This window comes from Streptomyces sp. NBC_00162 (genome assembly GCF_024611995.1).
Classification (GTDB): domain Bacteria; phylum Actinomycetota; class Actinomycetes; order Streptomycetales; family Streptomycetaceae; genus Streptomyces.
Window position 1 is genome coordinate 4,381,478 of sequence record NZ_CP102509.1, and the last position, 16,069, is coordinate 4,397,546.

General features: G+C 71.0%; 14 protein-coding genes and 1 pseudogene. 12 read left to right on the forward strand and 3 right to left on the reverse strand.

Features of this window, described 5'->3' with window-relative positions; all coding sequences use genetic code 11:
- The first annotated feature begins 155 nt into the window (after positions 1-155).
- From JIW86_RS20445 to JIW86_RS20455, 3 genes and pseudogenes are all read left to right on the forward strand, one after another.
- Positions 156-956, forward strand: a complete 801-nt coding sequence (locus JIW86_RS20445; RefSeq protein ID WP_257555295.1) for a glycerophosphodiester phosphodiesterase family protein — start codon at positions 156-158, stop codon at positions 954-956.
- A gap of 85 nt (positions 957-1,041) precedes the next feature.
- A pseudogene (locus JIW86_RS20450) lies at positions 1,042-1,643 on the forward strand (ATP-binding protein).
- A gap of 224 nt (positions 1,644-1,867) precedes the next feature.
- Complete coding sequence (locus JIW86_RS20455; RefSeq protein ID WP_215139733.1) at positions 1,868-2,842, forward strand: DUF5926 family protein; 975 nt, start codon at positions 1,868-1,870, stop codon at positions 2,840-2,842.
- Between the two features lie 181 nt (positions 2,843-3,023).
- Here the strand turns inward: JIW86_RS20455 and JIW86_RS20460 are convergent, their stop codons facing one another.
- Positions 3,024-3,608 carry a hypothetical protein gene (locus JIW86_RS20460; RefSeq protein WP_257555296.1) on the reverse strand — a complete coding sequence of 195 codons (585 nt, stop codon included), beginning with the start codon at positions 3,606-3,608 and terminating at the stop codon, positions 3,024-3,026.
- Between the two features lie 134 nt (positions 3,609-3,742).
- A complete protein-coding gene (locus JIW86_RS20465; protein ID WP_257555297.1) occupies positions 3,743-4,465 on the reverse strand; it encodes a bifunctional DNA primase/polymerase in 723 nt (240 codons plus the stop codon).
- A 452-nt stretch (positions 4,466-4,917) separates the two neighbouring features.
- Between JIW86_RS20465 and JIW86_RS20470 the strand changes: the two genes are divergently transcribed.
- Together JIW86_RS20470 and JIW86_RS20475 are read left to right on the forward strand one after the other, a co-directional pair.
- Entirely contained in the window at positions 4,918-6,447 is a 1,530-nt protein-coding gene (locus JIW86_RS20470) for a PP2C family protein-serine/threonine phosphatase (RefSeq protein ID WP_215139736.1), read from the forward strand.
- Positions 6,448-6,571: 124 nt separating this feature from the next.
- On the forward strand, positions 6,572-8,038 hold the full coding sequence (locus JIW86_RS20475; RefSeq protein WP_257555298.1) for an aminopeptidase P family protein: 1,467 nt from the start codon (positions 6,572-6,574) through the stop codon (positions 8,036-8,038).
- Between the two features lie 84 nt (positions 8,039-8,122).
- Here JIW86_RS20475 and JIW86_RS20480 read toward each other — a convergent pair whose 3' ends face one another.
- A complete protein-coding gene (locus tag JIW86_RS20480; protein WP_257555299.1) occupies positions 8,123-8,566 on the reverse strand; it encodes an ATP-binding protein in 444 nt (147 codons plus the stop codon).
- A 223-nt stretch (positions 8,567-8,789) separates the two neighbouring features.
- On the opposite strand from JIW86_RS20480, the gene JIW86_RS20485 reads away from it, so the two are divergent.
- The 7 genes from JIW86_RS20485 to pheA all read left to right on the forward strand — a co-directional run bounded on the left by JIW86_RS20485 (position 8,790) and on the right by pheA (position 15,991).
- Complete coding sequence (locus JIW86_RS20485) at positions 8,790-9,632, forward strand: hypothetical protein (protein WP_257555300.1); 843 nt, start codon at positions 8,790-8,792, stop codon at positions 9,630-9,632.
- Between the two features lie 108 nt (positions 9,633-9,740).
- Positions 9,741-10,457: a YcnI family protein gene (locus JIW86_RS20490; RefSeq protein ID WP_257555301.1), complete on the forward strand. Its 717-nt coding sequence runs from the start codon at positions 9,741-9,743 to the stop codon at positions 10,455-10,457.
- A 69-nt stretch (positions 10,458-10,526) separates the two neighbouring features.
- Entirely contained in the window at positions 10,527-11,180 is a 654-nt protein-coding gene (locus JIW86_RS20495; RefSeq protein ID WP_257555302.1) for an SCO family protein, read from the forward strand.
- Positions 11,177-11,686: a copper chaperone PCu(A)C gene (locus JIW86_RS20500; protein ID WP_257555303.1), complete on the forward strand. Its 510-nt coding sequence runs from the start codon at positions 11,177-11,179 to the stop codon at positions 11,684-11,686. Before JIW86_RS20495 ends, JIW86_RS20500 begins: the two co-directional genes overlap by 4 nt.
- A 22-nt stretch (positions 11,687-11,708) precedes the next feature.
- Entirely contained in the window at positions 11,709-13,730 is a 2,022-nt protein-coding gene (locus JIW86_RS20505; protein WP_257555304.1) for a copper resistance protein CopC, read from the forward strand.
- The gene (gene efeB, locus JIW86_RS20510; protein ID WP_416237581.1) at positions 13,655-15,013 is read left to right on the forward strand and encodes an iron uptake transporter deferrochelatase/peroxidase subunit; all 1,359 of its coding nucleotides are present in this window, start codon (positions 13,655-13,657) and stop codon (positions 15,011-15,013) included. Before JIW86_RS20505 ends, efeB begins: the two co-directional genes overlap by 76 nt.
- 42 nt (positions 15,014-15,055) lie before the next feature.
- The gene (gene pheA / locus JIW86_RS20515; RefSeq protein ID WP_257555306.1) at positions 15,056-15,991 is read left to right on the forward strand and encodes a prephenate dehydratase; all 936 of its coding nucleotides are present in this window, start codon (positions 15,056-15,058) and stop codon (positions 15,989-15,991) included.
- Positions 15,992-16,069 lie beyond the last annotated feature (78 nt).

Genomic DNA, 16,069 nt, shown 5'->3' on the forward strand with positions numbered 1-16,069 from the left:
CGCACAAGTTCCTGGGCAAAGCCTTTCCCATGGCCCGTCAGAGCACTGTAAGCCGGACCTGTGCATCTCCTGCCATTCTTTATATCCGGCATTTCGGACGCATCCGCAGGACCTGGTCTCGACGTCGGCCTGCCTGTCGGTGGCACCATGACCCAGTGACCCACGCAACGCCGCGCCCCATCCAGGTCGTCGCCCACCGAGGTGCCTCGGAGGATGCCCCCGAGCACACCCTGGCCGCCTACCGCAAAGCCATCGAGGACGGTGCCGATGCCCTCGAATGCGATGTCCGGCTCACCGCCGACGGCCATCTGGTCCTGGTCCACGACCGCCGGGTGAACCGCACCTCCAACGGCCGCGGCGCCGTCTCCGCCCTGGAGCTGGCCGATCTCGCCGCCCTCGACTTCGGCTCCTGGAGGGACCGCGAGGAGTCCCCCGACTGGGACGCGGACCCCGAGCTCACCTCCGTCCTCACCCTGGAACGTCTGCTGGAGCTGACATCCGATGCCGGACGGCCGGTGCAGCTCGCGATCGAGACGAAGCATCCGACCCGCTGGGCCGGACAGGTGGAGGAGCGCCTCCTCTTCCTGCTCAAGCGCTTCGGCCTGGACGCCCCCGCCGCCGAGGGCCCGCACCCGGTGCGGGTGATGAGCTTCTCGGCCCGCTCCCTGCACCGGGTACGGGCGGCCGCCCCGACGATCCCGACCGTGTACCTGATGCAGTTCATCTCGCCCCGGATGCGCGACGGCCGACTGCCCGCCGGAGTGAAGATCGCCGGCCCTGGAATGCGGATCGTGCGCAACCACCCCGGCTTCATCCGCAAGCTCCAGGGCGCGGGCCATTCCGTACACGTATGGACAGTGAACGATCCCGAAGACGTTCAGCTGTGCGCTGATCTGGGTGTAGAAGCGATCATCACGAACAGACCGCGTCAGGTTCTGTCCCAACTGGGGCGCTGACGTCCCGCTTTGCCCACCAGCCCCCCGCGCACCGCTGGTAACAGGGTGTGCCCCGGCGCATCCGCTCCGCATCCGGTCGGCACGAATGCGTCAGGGGGCTCCACTTCGACGGTTTCCGGTCCAGGCCATTGGGGCATCCAGACCATGCGTGGGGCTAAGGAGGTTCCGGGGGTGGCGTTGGTGGTGGCACAGGAAGTGCCCACGTCGTCGTGCATGGATGTACGCCATGGTCCTGCGGGCGTGGGCGAGGCGAGACACCGGATGCGTGAGCAGTTGCGCATCAGCGGGGTGTCCGAATCGGTCGTGGACGATGCCGTACTGATCCTTTCCGAACTGCTCAGCAACGCTTGTCGACACGGCAGGCCACTGGGCGCGCGGGAAGTCGGGGACGGGGAGATACGCGCCGCATGGCGCGTCGACATAGCGGGGCGACTGACGGTCGAGGTCACGGACGGGGGCGGACCCACCCGCCCGGTCCCGGCCACGCCTTCGGTCACCGCGCGCGGCGGCCGGGGGCTGAACATCATCAGCGCGCTGGCCCAGGACTGGGGTGTCCGGGATGGAGCGGCGGGTGAGGTCACCGTGTGGGTGATCGTTGCCTGTGGGCCCCGGCACGACGATTTCGCTACGCGCGTTGCGCCCCCGGCGATCGACTTCAGTACGGCGTTCGACGACCTGGATCCGTGAACTCGGGATCCCCGACCGCGAACCGCACGACAAGCGAACCGCACGACAATCGAACATCACGACATACGAAGATCACCACAGCAGTACCGGGCATCGCAGAGGCGGCCGTCCGGGAGCGCACGCCGACCGTGCTCCCGGCCGCACCCCACCGGTTCCGGCGGTACGAACGGCTAGGCTCGCGCCCAGACAAGACGCCGTACCGCCGCAACCGGGAGACACGCACGATGGCCAAGAAGCGCCCCGCAGCCAAGACTGCAAAGCCGCAGCTCAACAACGGTGAAATCCCGGTGGTGGGCGCACGCGAGCCCTGCCCCTGCGGATCCGGGCGCCGCTACAAGGCCTGCCACGGCGCAGCCGCCGCACACGCCGTCACCGAGCACGTACGCCGCCCCTTCGAGGGCCTGCCGGGCGAGTGCGACTGGGTCGCGCTGCGCGAGCTCGTGCCCGCGGCCACCGTCCCGCTGTCCCTCAAGGGCGGCCTGCCCGAGGGCGTCCCCTCCGTCACGCTGGTCACCGTGCTCCCCATGGCCTGGCCGGCGCTGCGCCGCGAGGACGGCTCCGTCCTCCTCGGCCTGCAGAACGACTCCTCCACCGGGGACCTCGGCCGCGACATGGCCGACACCCTGGAGCGTGCGCTCGTAGCGGAGCCGGGTACTCCGGTTCCGGCGCGCCGGGTTCCGGCCGAGGGGCCGCGACTTCAGGATCTCCTGGACACCGACGGCGTTTTCGAGCCGGTTGTGCACAGCGGCTTCGAATTCTGGATTCCGGAATCGGAGAGCGCCCAGAGCGCTTCCCCGGAGATCGCCGCCTCGCTGGAACGCGCCAACGCGGCCGCCATCCCCACCGTCAAGCTGACGGGCGTGGACGCGTCCTACTGGTGCGAGACCCCGGAGAAGAACCACCTGCGCTGGGTCATGCCGCACCCCGAGGAGAAGCTGCTCGACGCCCTCGCGCGGCTGCACGCGGCCGGCACGTCCTCGCTCGGCGAGGGCACGAAGCTCGTCGGTTCCTTCCGCGCGCACGGCCTGATGGTTCCGGTCTGGGACCTGCCCACCGGCGTCACGGCCGACGATGTCGAGAAGCCCGCCGCGGAGTTCGCTGAGCGGCTGGCCACGGCTCTGGCCTCGGACGCCCCGCTGACCACGGAAGAGCGCCGGGCGCGCGGCGGGCTCACCAACCGCCAGGTGACCCTCAGCTGACCTGCACCCACGCGCTGATCCGGTGACAGGAGTCACAACTCCCGCTAACCGTCTGCAAATCGGTGTCTGAATATCAGAGATCGAATTTGCGTAGAGGCGATCTCTTGTTACCGTTCTTGTAGCCCGGTCGCTGGTGCATCCCCCGTCGCCAGCGACCGGGCCCTTCCAATTCCGGCGGTACTCAACCGCCACCCGGTGCCGGTGCGTTGCTCCCGGACCGCAGGAGCAGCTGCCCTTCATCATCCGGAACTGCAAATTCCGCTACGGCCGAGTAACTGTCCGGCTCCCCCGCCGAGTCCTCTTTCGGCGTCTCGCACAGACCGGGCTCGTCGCCCTCGCCGACCGCGCAACGGATCTGCACCGTACGCCCGGCGGGCCCCATCACCGTCAGCACGGCATCCAGCGCGCGGCCACTCGTGTTTCGGTAGTAACTCCGGCCCCACGTCCGGCCCTCACCCACCAGAATGCAAGTCTGCGCCTCCACACCGTGGGGCGAGGACAGCTCGGGACCGCACCGGGAATCCGTACGGGGCTGCTCGACGGGGCCGGGCTGCTCGGGCCCGGCCGCCGGTCCCTCCGGCGCCGCAGGACGGGCGGGCGCCGTGGGAGACGTACGCGAAGAGTCCGAAAGCCCGAGGGCCGAGAACAGGCCGCTGCCTTTTCCGTCATCCTGACCGGCGAAATCCGGCCTGGCGATCGCTCCTGCGAGCGGGAGCGACAAGATGATCAGCACACCGGTGCCGATACCGATCAGGCGGAGATTCATTCGCCGAAGATAGCGATGCGGGAATGGGGCACGGAGATCCCCGCGCCCAATTCCCTTGGAAACCCGTCCCACTGGCACCCGTACGAGTGATCCGCACAAGCGCCGCGCACCGGTGATCCGCCGAATCGGGCAGGTCAGTACGCGAGTCTGCTGCCGCCGCCGGGTGCGCCGCTGCTCGCCTCGACGAGCGCGTCCACGACCGCTTCCACCTGCGGGAGCCAGAGATCCGGCGCGCCCGCAGGCCCGGCCGGCCCCGAAGACGGCTCCCTTTCCCACCGGACCTGGCCACCGCTGGAGGCGGCGGAGGGCGGCAGCAGGAGATAGCCGCCTTCACCGTGGAAGCGCAGCGAGGACGGCACGTGATCCTTTGCGTAAAGGAGTTCGCCGAGCCGTTCCAGCGAATACGGCGACACCAGCAGCGACCACCGGGTGGGCGTCGCCACGACCGGCCCGAGCCGCATGCCTTGCGCGTCCAGCCGTACGAGCGCCCGCGCGGCCGCGGCGGCCGGGAGGCTCACCGCGCACGGAGCGGTCCCGCCGGTGGCCATCAGTACAGGTGCGGTGGGCCGGTTGGTCCACCACCAGGTCACCATCCGGGGATCGGTGGTGGCCGCGAGGAGCCCGGGGTCGAAGGGGTGCGCGCCGGGGACGACGCAGTCGGGGTCGGGGCAGGCGCAGCGCGAGCCGTCCGCGGCGGACCGGCCGACGCCGGGCAGCACGGGCCACTGCCAACGGGTGGCGCAGGTGAGCGCCGCGTCGAGGAGAGCCGGCGTGGCGCCGGTCTGTCCGGGGGTGGGGCGCAGGGATTGAAAGCGATCGCGGAGCCGCTGGAGACGCCTTCCGAGGATCTCGCGCATGAGCGCTCGTTCCTTTCCGTTGAACGCCGAGGGCCACATCACACCATGTAAGGGGTGTCTCACCACACGTACACGTTTCGCGTCACTGTCCGCTATAAGCAGGTTCACACGGTTCGTGCAGTTTTCTTACAGGTCCATCAAACGTCCGGCGGGGCTGGAGCGCGACCCGCACAGTTTGCCGAGCCGGTTCGATACCGGCTGCCGCCGCTAAGGACGACGGCCCGCGCCGAACGGTTCCCGGCCCCCCGCCGGGCAGGTCGCACGCCGCACCGAAGCAGTACCGGAACCGCGCCAACTGGCCCCGGGTGCTACCGATTACGTACCCGGCCCCCTTGTGAAGCCCGTCCAGTCGACCGCAAAAACCGCCCGCTTCCAGCTTTTTCCGGCCAAGTTCTAGCCTTGGCTGGACAGTGAGTTGCCGTCCCACGGACACCAGGATTCCCACCTGGGCAATGCTGGACATGCATCCGTGTGTGCGTGTAGATGTGGATTCCTTGATGGCGGCGCAGCACGATCTGGGGGTTTGCGATGCTATTTGGCGAATCGCACCAGGTGGAAAGGCGGACGCCATGAGCGCCCCGCATCTGCCGAAAGTGGCTGGAATCGATCCAGCAGTTACGACGTCACCGCACACTGTGGCGCCCCCGCCCGCCCGGACCACCCCCGACCCGGTCCCGGCACCCGGACCGGGCAGTCTCATCCAGGACCGGCTGGCAGGCATGGTCTCGGACCTCACCACCCTCCACGAACTCACCGAGCGCCTGGCCCGCGCCGACGATCTCGACTCCTCCCTCCACGAGTTCCTGCGCGCCGGTGCCGCACTCGTCGGCGCCCGCCGCGGCCTGATCGTCCTGGAGCCCTCCGACGGACTCGGCCCCACGACCACGATCGGCCTCGGCCTCGGCCACGCCGACCTCGGCCACATCGAGACCGTGCCGCGCAGCGCGACCTCGTACGGCCGCATCCTCGACGGGCTCCCCGACGCCCACGGCGGCTCCGAGATGCTCCCCGAACCGGGCGAGCCTCCCGGCGCCGGAGGTTTCGCCGCCCCCGTCGATCCCCGCCACCGCGAGGTGGCCGCCCGCCTCGGATACGCCGCCAGCTACGCGCTCCCGCTGACCGCCGAGGCCACCGGCCGGCTCGGCGCGGCCGTCTGGCTCTACGACGAGCAGGCCGAGCCCAGCGACCGCCAGCGCGACCTCGCCGGGCTGTACGTACGGCACGCCGCCGAGCACCTGGCCCGGATGCTCGAGGTGGAGCGCTCCCGATCGCGCCTGGCCACCCTCACCGAGGAACTGCTGCCCAGCCGGCTCCCCCGGGTCGCCGGGGTACAGCTCGCCGCCCGCCACCACACCGGGCCGCGCGGCGGGGGCGACTGGTACGACGCCCTGCCACTGCCCGAGGGCGCCCTGGGGCTGGCCGTCGGGTCCGTCACGGGTTCCGGGCCCAGCGCCGTCGCCGCCATGGGCCGGCTGCGGGCCTCGCTGCGGGCCTACGCCGTGATGGAGGGCGAGGACCCGGTCGCCGTCCTGTCTGACCTGGAGCTGCTGCTGCGCCTGACCGAACCGGCGCGCTCGGCCACCGCGCTCTTCGCCTACTGCGAGCCCGCCCAGCAGAAGATCATCCTGGCCGGCGCCGGGCACGCCCCGCCGCTGCTCATCGGCGAGCGCCGCACCGAGTACGTGGAGACCTCGCTCTCCGCGCCGCTGGGGATGCTGTCCTGCTGGGAGGCGCCGAGCGTGGAGATCGAGCCCGCACCCGGAGAAACGGTGCTGCTGTACACGGACGGCCTGCTGCGCCGCACCGGCGACCCGATGGACCGGGCCTACGCCCGGCTGCACGCGGCGGCCGCGGCGGTCCCCCGTGCAGCCCGGGAAGACCCGGCCACCCTCTGCGACCACATCCTGCGGACCGTACTGCCCGAAGGGGAGCCGGCCGACCTCCCCGAGGACATCGTCCTGCTCGCCGCCCGGTTTGAGTGAGCTGGGACTGTTGCGACGAAACCGGCTGTTTGTGCGATAAAGCACACGGGCCTCCTGGCGCTCGCACATACGATGGACGAGGGCCCCACCCCGGTCCGTGCCTGTCGTAGCTGAGGAGAATGACGTGGCTGACGAGCTCACCCCGGAGACCCCGGAAGAAGAGCAGCCCAAGAAGACGCACAAGCAGCGCAAGAACGGTCTGTACCCGGGCGTCAGCGACGAACTCGCCGAGAGCATGCGCACCGGCTGGGCCGACACAGAGCTGCGCGGGCTGGAGCCCATCGCCCAGGCCTCGTACACCGCCGCCCGCCGAGCCGCGCTGTCCGCGCGCTTCCCCGGCGAGCGCCTCGTCGTCCCCGCGGGTCGCCTGAAGACCCGCTCGAACGACACCGAGTACCCCTTCCGCGCCTCGACCGAGTACGCGTACCTCACCGGCGACCAGACCGAGAACGGCGTCCTGGTCCTGGAGCCCACCGGGGAGACCGGCCACACGGCCACCGTCTACCTGCTGCCGCGCTCCAACCGTGAGAACGGCGAGTTCTGGCTGTCCGGTCAGGGCGAGCTGTGGGTCGGCCGGCGCCACTCCCTCACCGAGGCCGAGCAGCTCCTGGGCATTCCCGCCAAGGACGTCCGCGAACTCGCCGAGGCCCTCACCGAGGCCGAGGGCCCGGTCCGGAACGTCCGCGGCCACGACTCCCTCATCGAGTCCGCCCTCACCGACAAGGTGACCAAGGAGCGCGACGAGGAACTGCGCGTCTACCTCTCCGAGGCCCGCGCCGTGAAGGACGACTTCGAGATCGGCGAGCTGCAGAAGGCCGTCGACTCCACCGTCCGCGGCTTCGAGGACGTCGTGAAGGTCCTCGACAAGGCCGAGGCCACCTCCGAGCGCTACATCGAGGGCACTTTCTTCCTGCGTGCCCGCGTCGAGGGCAACGACGTCGGCTACGGCTCCATCTGCGCCGCCGGCCCGCACGCCTGCACCCTGCACTGGGTCCGCAACGACGGCGACGTCCGCTCCGGCGACCTGCTGCTGCTCGACGCCGGCGTGGAGACCCACTCCCTCTACACCGCCGACGTCACGCGCACGCTGCCGATCAACGGCACGTACACCGACATCCAGCGCAAGATCTACGACGCGGTCTACGAGTCCCAGGAAGCCGGCATCGCCGCCGTCAAGCCGGGTGCCAAGTTCCGCGACTTCCACGACGCCTCCCAGCACGTCCTGGCCGAGAAGCTCGTCGAGTGGGGCCTGCTGGAGGGCCCGGTCGAGCGCGTCCTGGAGCTCGGCCTGCAGCGCCGCTGGACCCTGCACGGCACCGGCCACATGCTCGGCATGGACGTCCACGACTGCGCCGCCGCGCGCACCGAGGCGTACGTCGACGGCACCCTGGAGCCGGGTATGTGCCTCACCGTCGAGCCGGGTCTGTACTTCCAGGCCGACGACCTGACCGTGCCCGAGGAGTACCGCGGCATCGGCGTCCGGATCGAGGACGACATCATCGTCACCGAGGACGGCAACCGGAACCTGTCGGCCGGACTGCCCCGCACCTCGGACGAGGTCGAGGCATGGATGGCGCGCCTCAAGGGCTGACGAGCGAGTCTCGACGCCGTGATGGGCGGGGTCCCGGTGGGGGGTCCCGCCCGTCGGTGTTCCTGCGGCGTTTCCCGCGGTGTTCTACGACACCTTCAGCAGCGCGTCGTCGCGCCACTTCAGCATCTTGTCGAAGCTCACGACCGCGCCGCGGCCGGGCCGGTTGCGGAAGCGGACGTGGTCGGCGAGTTCCTCGATCAGATGCAGGCCACGGCCGTGCTCGGCCAGCGAGGGTCTGAGACGGGCCACCGTCGAGGGCGGGAACCCCGGGCCCGAATCGGTCACCTCGATGCGGCAGCAGTCCCCGTCCAGATAGGCCGTGACGTGGTACGCCTCGGCCTGGTCCGGGAATCCGCCGCACCCGCCGTGCTCCACCGCGTTCGCACACGCCTCGCTCAGCGCCACCGAGAGATCGTAGGAGATGTCCGGGTCCACCCCCGCGGTCTCCATCGTCCCGAGCAGCAGTCGCCTGGCGAGCGGCACGCTCGCGGCTTCGCGCCTCAAGTGGAGAGACCACCAGATGCTCATACGGTTACCTATTGCCGCCCATGAGGGCCCGTAAGCACGCGGAGGGCCTCCGAGAGCTCCATTGCCCTCGTTCGGCCGATGCGGCTCTCCGGGATCCGGTATATGCGACGGTGGCCACCGCCATACTCGGGCAACCCGCCGGACCAGGTCCCATGACGGACTCATGGGACCTTCCGGACCTGCCGTATGGAGGGCCTAAGCGCAGTGCGATGATGGCCCGGCCATGACTGACCCCCACGCGACGCACGCTGGAGCCGGCCTCCGGCTCATCCGGGCCGCGGTGTTCACCGCGGTCTGTGTCGTGCTGTCCGCGGCGGGGCACGCCCTGGCATCCTGCGCCACCGTGCCGTGGTGGTCCCTGTGTCTCGGCTTCCTGGCCGTCTTCGCGGTCGCCGCGCCGCTCGCCGGACGTCGGCGCTCGCTGCCCGGCATCGCCGCCGGGCTGACCGCCGGACAGCTCGCGCTGCACGTGGTGTTCGGCCTCGGCCAGCACAACGCCGCGGCCGCGTCGGCGGCCCCTGCACCGGCCACCGCTGCCGACAGCTCGCTCGCCGAGCTCGCCGCCCGGCTGGTGTGCGGGGGCAACTCCGTACCGCTCAGCCCGGCGGACGCCCGGCAGATCCTGACGACCGCCGGGCTGGACCCGGCTGCCCTGGCCGCGGAGGCCTCTCAGGCCGGACAACTCGCCGCACAGGGCCACGGCGCGCACGTCCACGTGGCCCAGGTCGCCACCGAGGCCCCCTCGACCGGGCTGTTCAGCCCGGCCATGCTGCTCGGCCACCTGCTGGCGGCACTGGCCGTCGGCTGGCTTCTCGGCCGCGGCGACGCCGCGCTCTTCCGGCTCGTCGAACTGTCCCGGCTCTCCGCCGAAGCCGCCCCGGTACGCCCGTTGCGGGCCGCGCTGGCCTTCGTACGCGCCCTCGGTACCGGACTCCCGGGCGCGCCCGCCGGTACCCCGCAGGCCCTGCGGACCTCGGGCGTCCCCGCCGCTGCCACCGGCCGGGAAGCACTCCAGCACACGGTCATCAGGCGCGGGCCGCCCACGGCTCTCGCACTCGCAGCCTGAGGCGGCACCCTCCTCCCCGGACACGCCGGGAGCACCGGTGCCGCGCAACTCCGCGCGCGCCCGTGCGCGGAGCGACCGTCACCCCTGCTTCCGTGGAGTGTTTCTGCCATGAAGACCTCTCGCGTCTCCTTCGCCGCCGCCCTCGCCGCCGGTACCGTCCTCGTCCTCTCCGGTCCGGCCTTCGCCCATGTCAGCGTGCAGCCCGGCGAAGCCGCCAAGGGCGGTTACGCGACGATCAACTTCAAGGTCCCCAACGAGCGCGACAACGCGGCGACCACCCAGCTGGAGGTCAACTTCCCGGTCGACCAGCCGCTCACGTCCGTCATGCCGCAGGACGTTCCCGGCTGGACCGTGAACGTCGAGAAGACCAAGCTCGACAAGCCGCTGACCGTGCACGGCAAGCAGATCAACGAGGCCGTCACCAAGGTCACCTGGTCCGGCGGCAAGATCGAGAGCGGCAAGTTCCAGCAGTTCCCGCTCGCCGTGGGCAAGCTCCCCGAGAACGTCGACCAGATGGTCTTCAAGGCGGTCCAGACCTACGACAACGGCGAGGTCGTCCGCTGGATCGAAGAGGCCAAGGAAGGCGCCGCGGAACCGCAGAACCCGGCGCCCGTCCTGAAGCTGACCGCCGCCAAGGGCGCCGACCACCACGATGTCGGCGACAAGAACGCCGACAAGAACGCCAAGGACGCGCAGCACGGCCACGACCAGGCCGACGCCAAGCACGGCTCCGACACGACCGCGCGTGCCCTCGGCATCGCCGGCATCGTCATCGGTCTCGGCGGTGTCGCCTTCGGCGTCGCCTCGCGCCGTCGCTCCGCCTGACCGGCCGCGCCCCGACGCCCTGCCGTTCCCGAACGTCCGTCACATCCCCGATCCCAGGGACATCTCTCCATGCGCACCACACGCGTGACGGTCGCCGCACTCCTCGCGGCGGCCGCACTCACCCTGACCGCCTGCGGCGGCGAACCCGCCAAGACCGGCTCGGTCACCCAGATCGCCGGCGGCCAGAGCAAGAACAAGGCCGCCACCGTGCTGGACCGCCCGTTCACCAAGCCGGAGCTGGTCCTCACCGACACCACGGGCAAGCCGTGGAACCTGCGCGAGCAGACCAAGGGCAAGCCGACGCTCATCTACTTCGGCTACACCAACTGCCCCGACGTGTGCCCGCTGACGATGAGCAACATCGCCGTCGCCAAGAAGGCACTCCCGAAGGCCGACCAGGACAATCTCCAGGTCGTCTTCGTCACCACCGACCCCGAACGGGACACTCCCGACTCCCTCGGCGCGTGGCTCAGGTCCCAGGACCCGTCCTTCACCGGGCTCACCGGGGACTTCGCCACCATCCAGGCCGCCGCGCGCTCGCTCGGCATCGGCATCGAGGCCGCCAAGAAGGAGGCCGACGGCAGCGTCGTCTCCATGCACGGCGCCCAGGTCATCGCGTTCTCGCCCAAGACCGACGAGGGCTACCTCCTCTACGGCGAGGGCACCACCGTCGACGACTACGCCAAGGACCTGCCGAAGCTCATCAAGGGAGAGAACCCGTGAACGCCCGCACCACCCGCACCCTCGCCGCCGCTCTCTCCCTGACGGCAGCGCTCGCCATATCCGGCTGTTCCGGCTCCTCAGGCTCCTCCGGCTCCAAGGACGACGCGTCCAAGCCCGCGCCGACGGTCGGCGACGCCTTCATGCCCCAGCCGGTCAACGACAAGATGGCCGGCGCGTTCATGGTCATCAAGAACGACTCCAAGACCGCCGACAAGCTCACCGGAGTCACCTCCACGCTCTCCGACGATCTGCAGATCCACGAGACCAAGGACCAGAAGATGCAGCAGGTCCCGTCCCTGAACGTGCCCGCCAACGGCGAGCTGAAGCTGGAGCGCGGCGGCACCCACATCATGTTCATGGGGCTCAAGAGCACTCCGAAGGTCGGCGACAAGGTCACCGTCGAGCTGCGCTTCGAGAAGGCCGACCCGGTCAAGGTCGAGCTCGACGTGAAGGAACGGACGTACACCGGGCAGGCTCCGACATCCGCCGCCGGCAACGCCCACTGACGGACCGAGGAAGCGACACGCCATGACGGCCACCGCCCCCGCCCCATCCACGGCCCACGCCCGGGTCGCGGCACTTCTGCCGCGGCTGGTGCTGGTCCTCGCAGCCCTGCTGGCAACCCTGTTCACCGCGGCCGCCCCGGCCTCGGCACACGCCGCACTCACCGCGAGCGACCCCAAGGACGGGGCGGTGGTCGCCACGGCCCCCGCCCAGGTCACTCTCTCCTTCTCGGAGCAGGTCGCCCTGGGCGACGACTCCATCCGCGTGCTGGACCCCCAGGGCAAGCGCGTGGACACCGGCGAACTGCGCGACATGTGCAGCGGGAACACCATCCGCTACGGCACCGCGCTGCACTCCGGTCTCCCCAACGGCACGTACACCGTCGCCTGGCAGGCCGTCTCCGCCGACAGTCACCCGATCTCCGGCGCCTTCACCTTCTCCATCGGAGCCCCCTCGGCGACCGATGTCACCCTGCCCACCGGGCAGGCGGGCGGCGGGCCCGTCGGCATCGCGTACGGGATCGCCCGCTACGCCGCCTACGCCGGCTTCACCGTCCTCGTCGGCGGCGCCGCCTTCATCCTGCTGTGCTGGCGCCGGGGAGCCGCCGAACAGCCGCTCCAGAAGCTCGTCGTACGCGCCTGGGTGACCCTGACGGCCGCCACCCTCGCCATGCTCGTGCTCCGCGCCCCCTACACCGGGTCCGGGAAGTTCGCCGACGTCTTCGACCTCGAGGGCCTGAAGGCCGTCCTGGAGACCAAGACCGGCGCCTCGCTGATCTCCCGGCTGCTCCTGCTGGGCGCCGCGGCCCTCTTCATCGCGGTCCTCTTCGGCGTCTACGCACGCCGGCAGGGCTCCGCGGCCACGGAGGAGGACGCGGAAGAGGGTTCGACGAAGGACGCGGAGGAGGACGGCGACACCGAGGCCAGGGACACCAGCGACCTCACCTTCGGCCTGGGCATCGGCGGGGCCGTGGTGTCCGCCGGTATCGCCGCCACCTGGGCCCTGTCCGAACACGCCTCCACGGGCGTCCAGCCCGGCATCGCCATGCCCGCCGACATCCTGCACCTGCTGGCCGTCGCCACCTGGCTCGGCGGGCTCGCCGCGCTGCTCGTCGCCCTGCACAAGATCCCCGGGATCGAGCGGGCGGCCGTCCGGCGCTTCTCCCAGGTCGCCTTCGTCAGTGTGCTGGTGCTCGCCGTCACCGGCGTCTACCAGTCCTGGCGCCAGCTCGGCAGCTGGTCGGCACTCACCGGCACCTCGTACGGACAGCTGCTGCTCCTGAAGGTCGGCCTGGTCGCCGTCCTCGTCGGCATCGCGTACGTGTCCCGGAAGTGGACCGCACGGCTCGCCGACGCCCCCGCGGGCAGCGTCGATGTTTCACGTGAAACATCGACCGCCGCAGCCCATGTTTCTCCCCCAGCTACCGCTGGGGGTGCCCCCGGTGAGACATCGCCGGTGACCGTACCTGCCGACCCGCAGCGCGCCGCTCAGCTCGCCCGGCAGCGCGCCGCCCTGGAGAGCGCACGCGAGAAGCGGGTCCGTGACGCCGACCCGGACCGCGCGGGCCTGCGCCGCTCCGTCCTCGCCGAGGCCGGTGTCGCCGTCGCCCTCCTCGCCGTCACCACCGTGCTCACGAGCACCGAGCCCGGACGCACCGTGGAACGGGAGGCGTCCCGCGGCTCCACCTCCACGGCCGTTCCCGACCGCGCCGTGAAGATCACCCTGCCTTTCGACACCGGCGGCCAGAACGGCAAGGGGAACGTCCGGCTCGAACTCGACCCGGGGCGGGTCGGCGCCAACACCCTTCATCTCTGGGCCGACTCCGCCGATGGCACGCCCCTCGACCTCCCCGAGGTCAAGGTGTCCTTCACCCTCCCGGCGAAGGACATCGGCCCCCTGCCCCTCCTGCCCGAACGTGCCGCCCCCGGGCACTGGACGGCGTCCGGTGTCCAGCTGCCGCTCGCCGGCGAATGGCGCATCGACGTGACCGTGCGTACCTCCGACATCGACCAGACGACCGTCCAGAAGACCGTGAAGATCGGCTGACCAGCGTGACCGAGAGCAACCCCGACATCGAGATTTCCCGCCGCCGGCTGCTGGGCACCGTCGGCGCCGCAGGCGCCGCCGGGCTCGCGCTGGGCGCCGCCGGTGGCGCCCTCGCGCACTCCGCGCTCGCCGACTCCGGGAGCGGTTCCGCCTCCGGGGCCGCCGCCCGCTTGTCCTCCCTCGGCGCCACCGAGGTCGCCTTCCACGGCGACCACCAGGCCGGCATCACCACGCCCTTGCAGGCCAAGGGGCACCTCGTCGCCTTCGACCTCGCGGCAGGAGCGGGCCGCACGGAGGCCGCCGCACTGCTGCGGCGCTGGTCCGAGACCTCCCGTCGGCTGATGGCGGGCGAGACCACCTCGTCCGATGACACCGGCATCGCCCTCGACGCCGGTCCGTCCTCCCTGACCGTCACCTTCGGCTTCGGCCACTCCTTCTTCGAGCGCACCGGCCTCACCGCCCGCCGCCCCTCCGCCCTGGACCCACTGCCGGACTTCTCCTCGGACAGGCTCGACGCCCAGCGCAGCAACGGCGACCTGTGGGTCCAGATCGGCGCGGACGACGGGCTCGTCGCGTTCCACGCCCTGCGCGCCCTCCAGAAGGACGCCGGGGACGCGGCCCGCGTCCGCTGGCAGATGAACGGCTTCAATCGGTCCCCCGGCGCCACCGCCTCCCCGATGACCGCCCGCAACCTCATGGGCCAGATCGACGGCACCGGCAACCCGAAGCCCTCGGAGCCCGACTTCGACAAAAGGCTCTTCGTGCCCGCGGCCGGCCCCGGGCCCGCCGAGCACGCCTGGATGGCGGGGGGCTCGTACGCCGTCGTCCGGCGCATCCGGATGCTCCTCGACGACTGGGACAAGCAGTCCCTCGCCCAGCAGGAGCAGGTGATAGGCCGTACCAAGGCCACCGGGGCCCCGCTGACCGGCGGCGGCGAGACCACCGAGATGGCGCTCGACAAGATCGGCGCCGACGGCAAGCCGGTGATCCCGTCCAATGCCCATGCCCGGATCTCCGCCCCCGAGCAGAACGGCGGAGCCGCCATGCTGCGACGCCCCTTCTCCTTCCACGACGGGATCGGCGCGGACGGTACGCCCGACGCAGGACTCCTCTTCGTCTGCTGGCAGGCCGATCCGCTGCGCGGGTTCGTCCCCGTCCAGCGCAAGCTCGACCGCGGTGACGCACTGTCGTCCTTCATCCGGCACGAGTCCAGCGGCCTCTACGCGGTTCCGCCCGGTCCCCGCACCGGCGAGTACGTGGGGCAGCGGCTGCTCGAAGGGTGAACAGCACCCCGGCGGGCAGCACCCCGGCATTAGGCTGACCGCATGTCGGCCACCCGCTTCACGTATCTCGGTCCCGAGGGCACTTTCACCGAAGCCGCCCTGCGCACACTGCCGGAAGCAGCCACCCGGGAGCTCATCCCGATGGTGTCGGTACCGGCCGCCCTGGACGCCGTGCGCAACGGCGAGGCCGCTGCCGCCCTGGTCCCGATCGAGAACTCGGTGGAGGGCGGTGTCACCGCCACCCTCGACGAGCTGGCTTCCGGCGAGCCGCTGATGATCTACCGCGAGGTGCTGCTGCCCATCGCCTTCGCGCTCCTCGTCCGCCCCGGTACCGCCCTCTCGGACGTCAAGACGGTCACCGGGCACCCGGTGGCCCAGCCCCAGGTGCGGAACTGGCTGCGGGCGAACCTGCCCGACGCCGTGTGGGAGTCGGCCGCCTCGAACGCCGACGGCGCCCGGCTGGTCCAGGAAGGCCGCTTCGACGCGGCCTTCGCCGGTGAGTTCGCCGCCGCCACCTACGGGCTCGTCCCGCTGGTCACCGAGATCCACGACGCGGAGAACGCCGAGACCCGGTTCGTGCTCGTCGGACGCCCCGCCCGGCCCGCCGCCCCGACCGGTGCCGACAAGACCTCCGTCGTGCTGTGGCTCGGCGACGACCACCCCGGTGCGCTGCTCGAGCTCCTCCAGGAGTTCGCCGTGCGCGGGGTCAACCTGATGCTGATCCAGTCGCGGCCGACGGGCGAGGGCATCGGCAACTACTGCTTCGCGGTCGATGCCGAGGGCCACATCTCCGACCGTCGCGTCAGCGAGGCCCTCATGGGCCTCAAGCGCACCTGCCCCCAGGTCCGCTTCCTCGGGTCCTATCCGCGTGCGGGCGTCGCTCAGAGTGACGTCCGGGCTCCGCGGCCGGGCACCTCCGACGGCGACTTCACGGCCGCGTCCGACTGGCTGACGCGCTGCCTCGACGGCCGGGCCTGAGGCTTCGTCCACTGTCCACAGAGTTATCCACAGGCCGAGATGGGGACCTGGGGACAAGTCGACAGAGTGGCACGACAA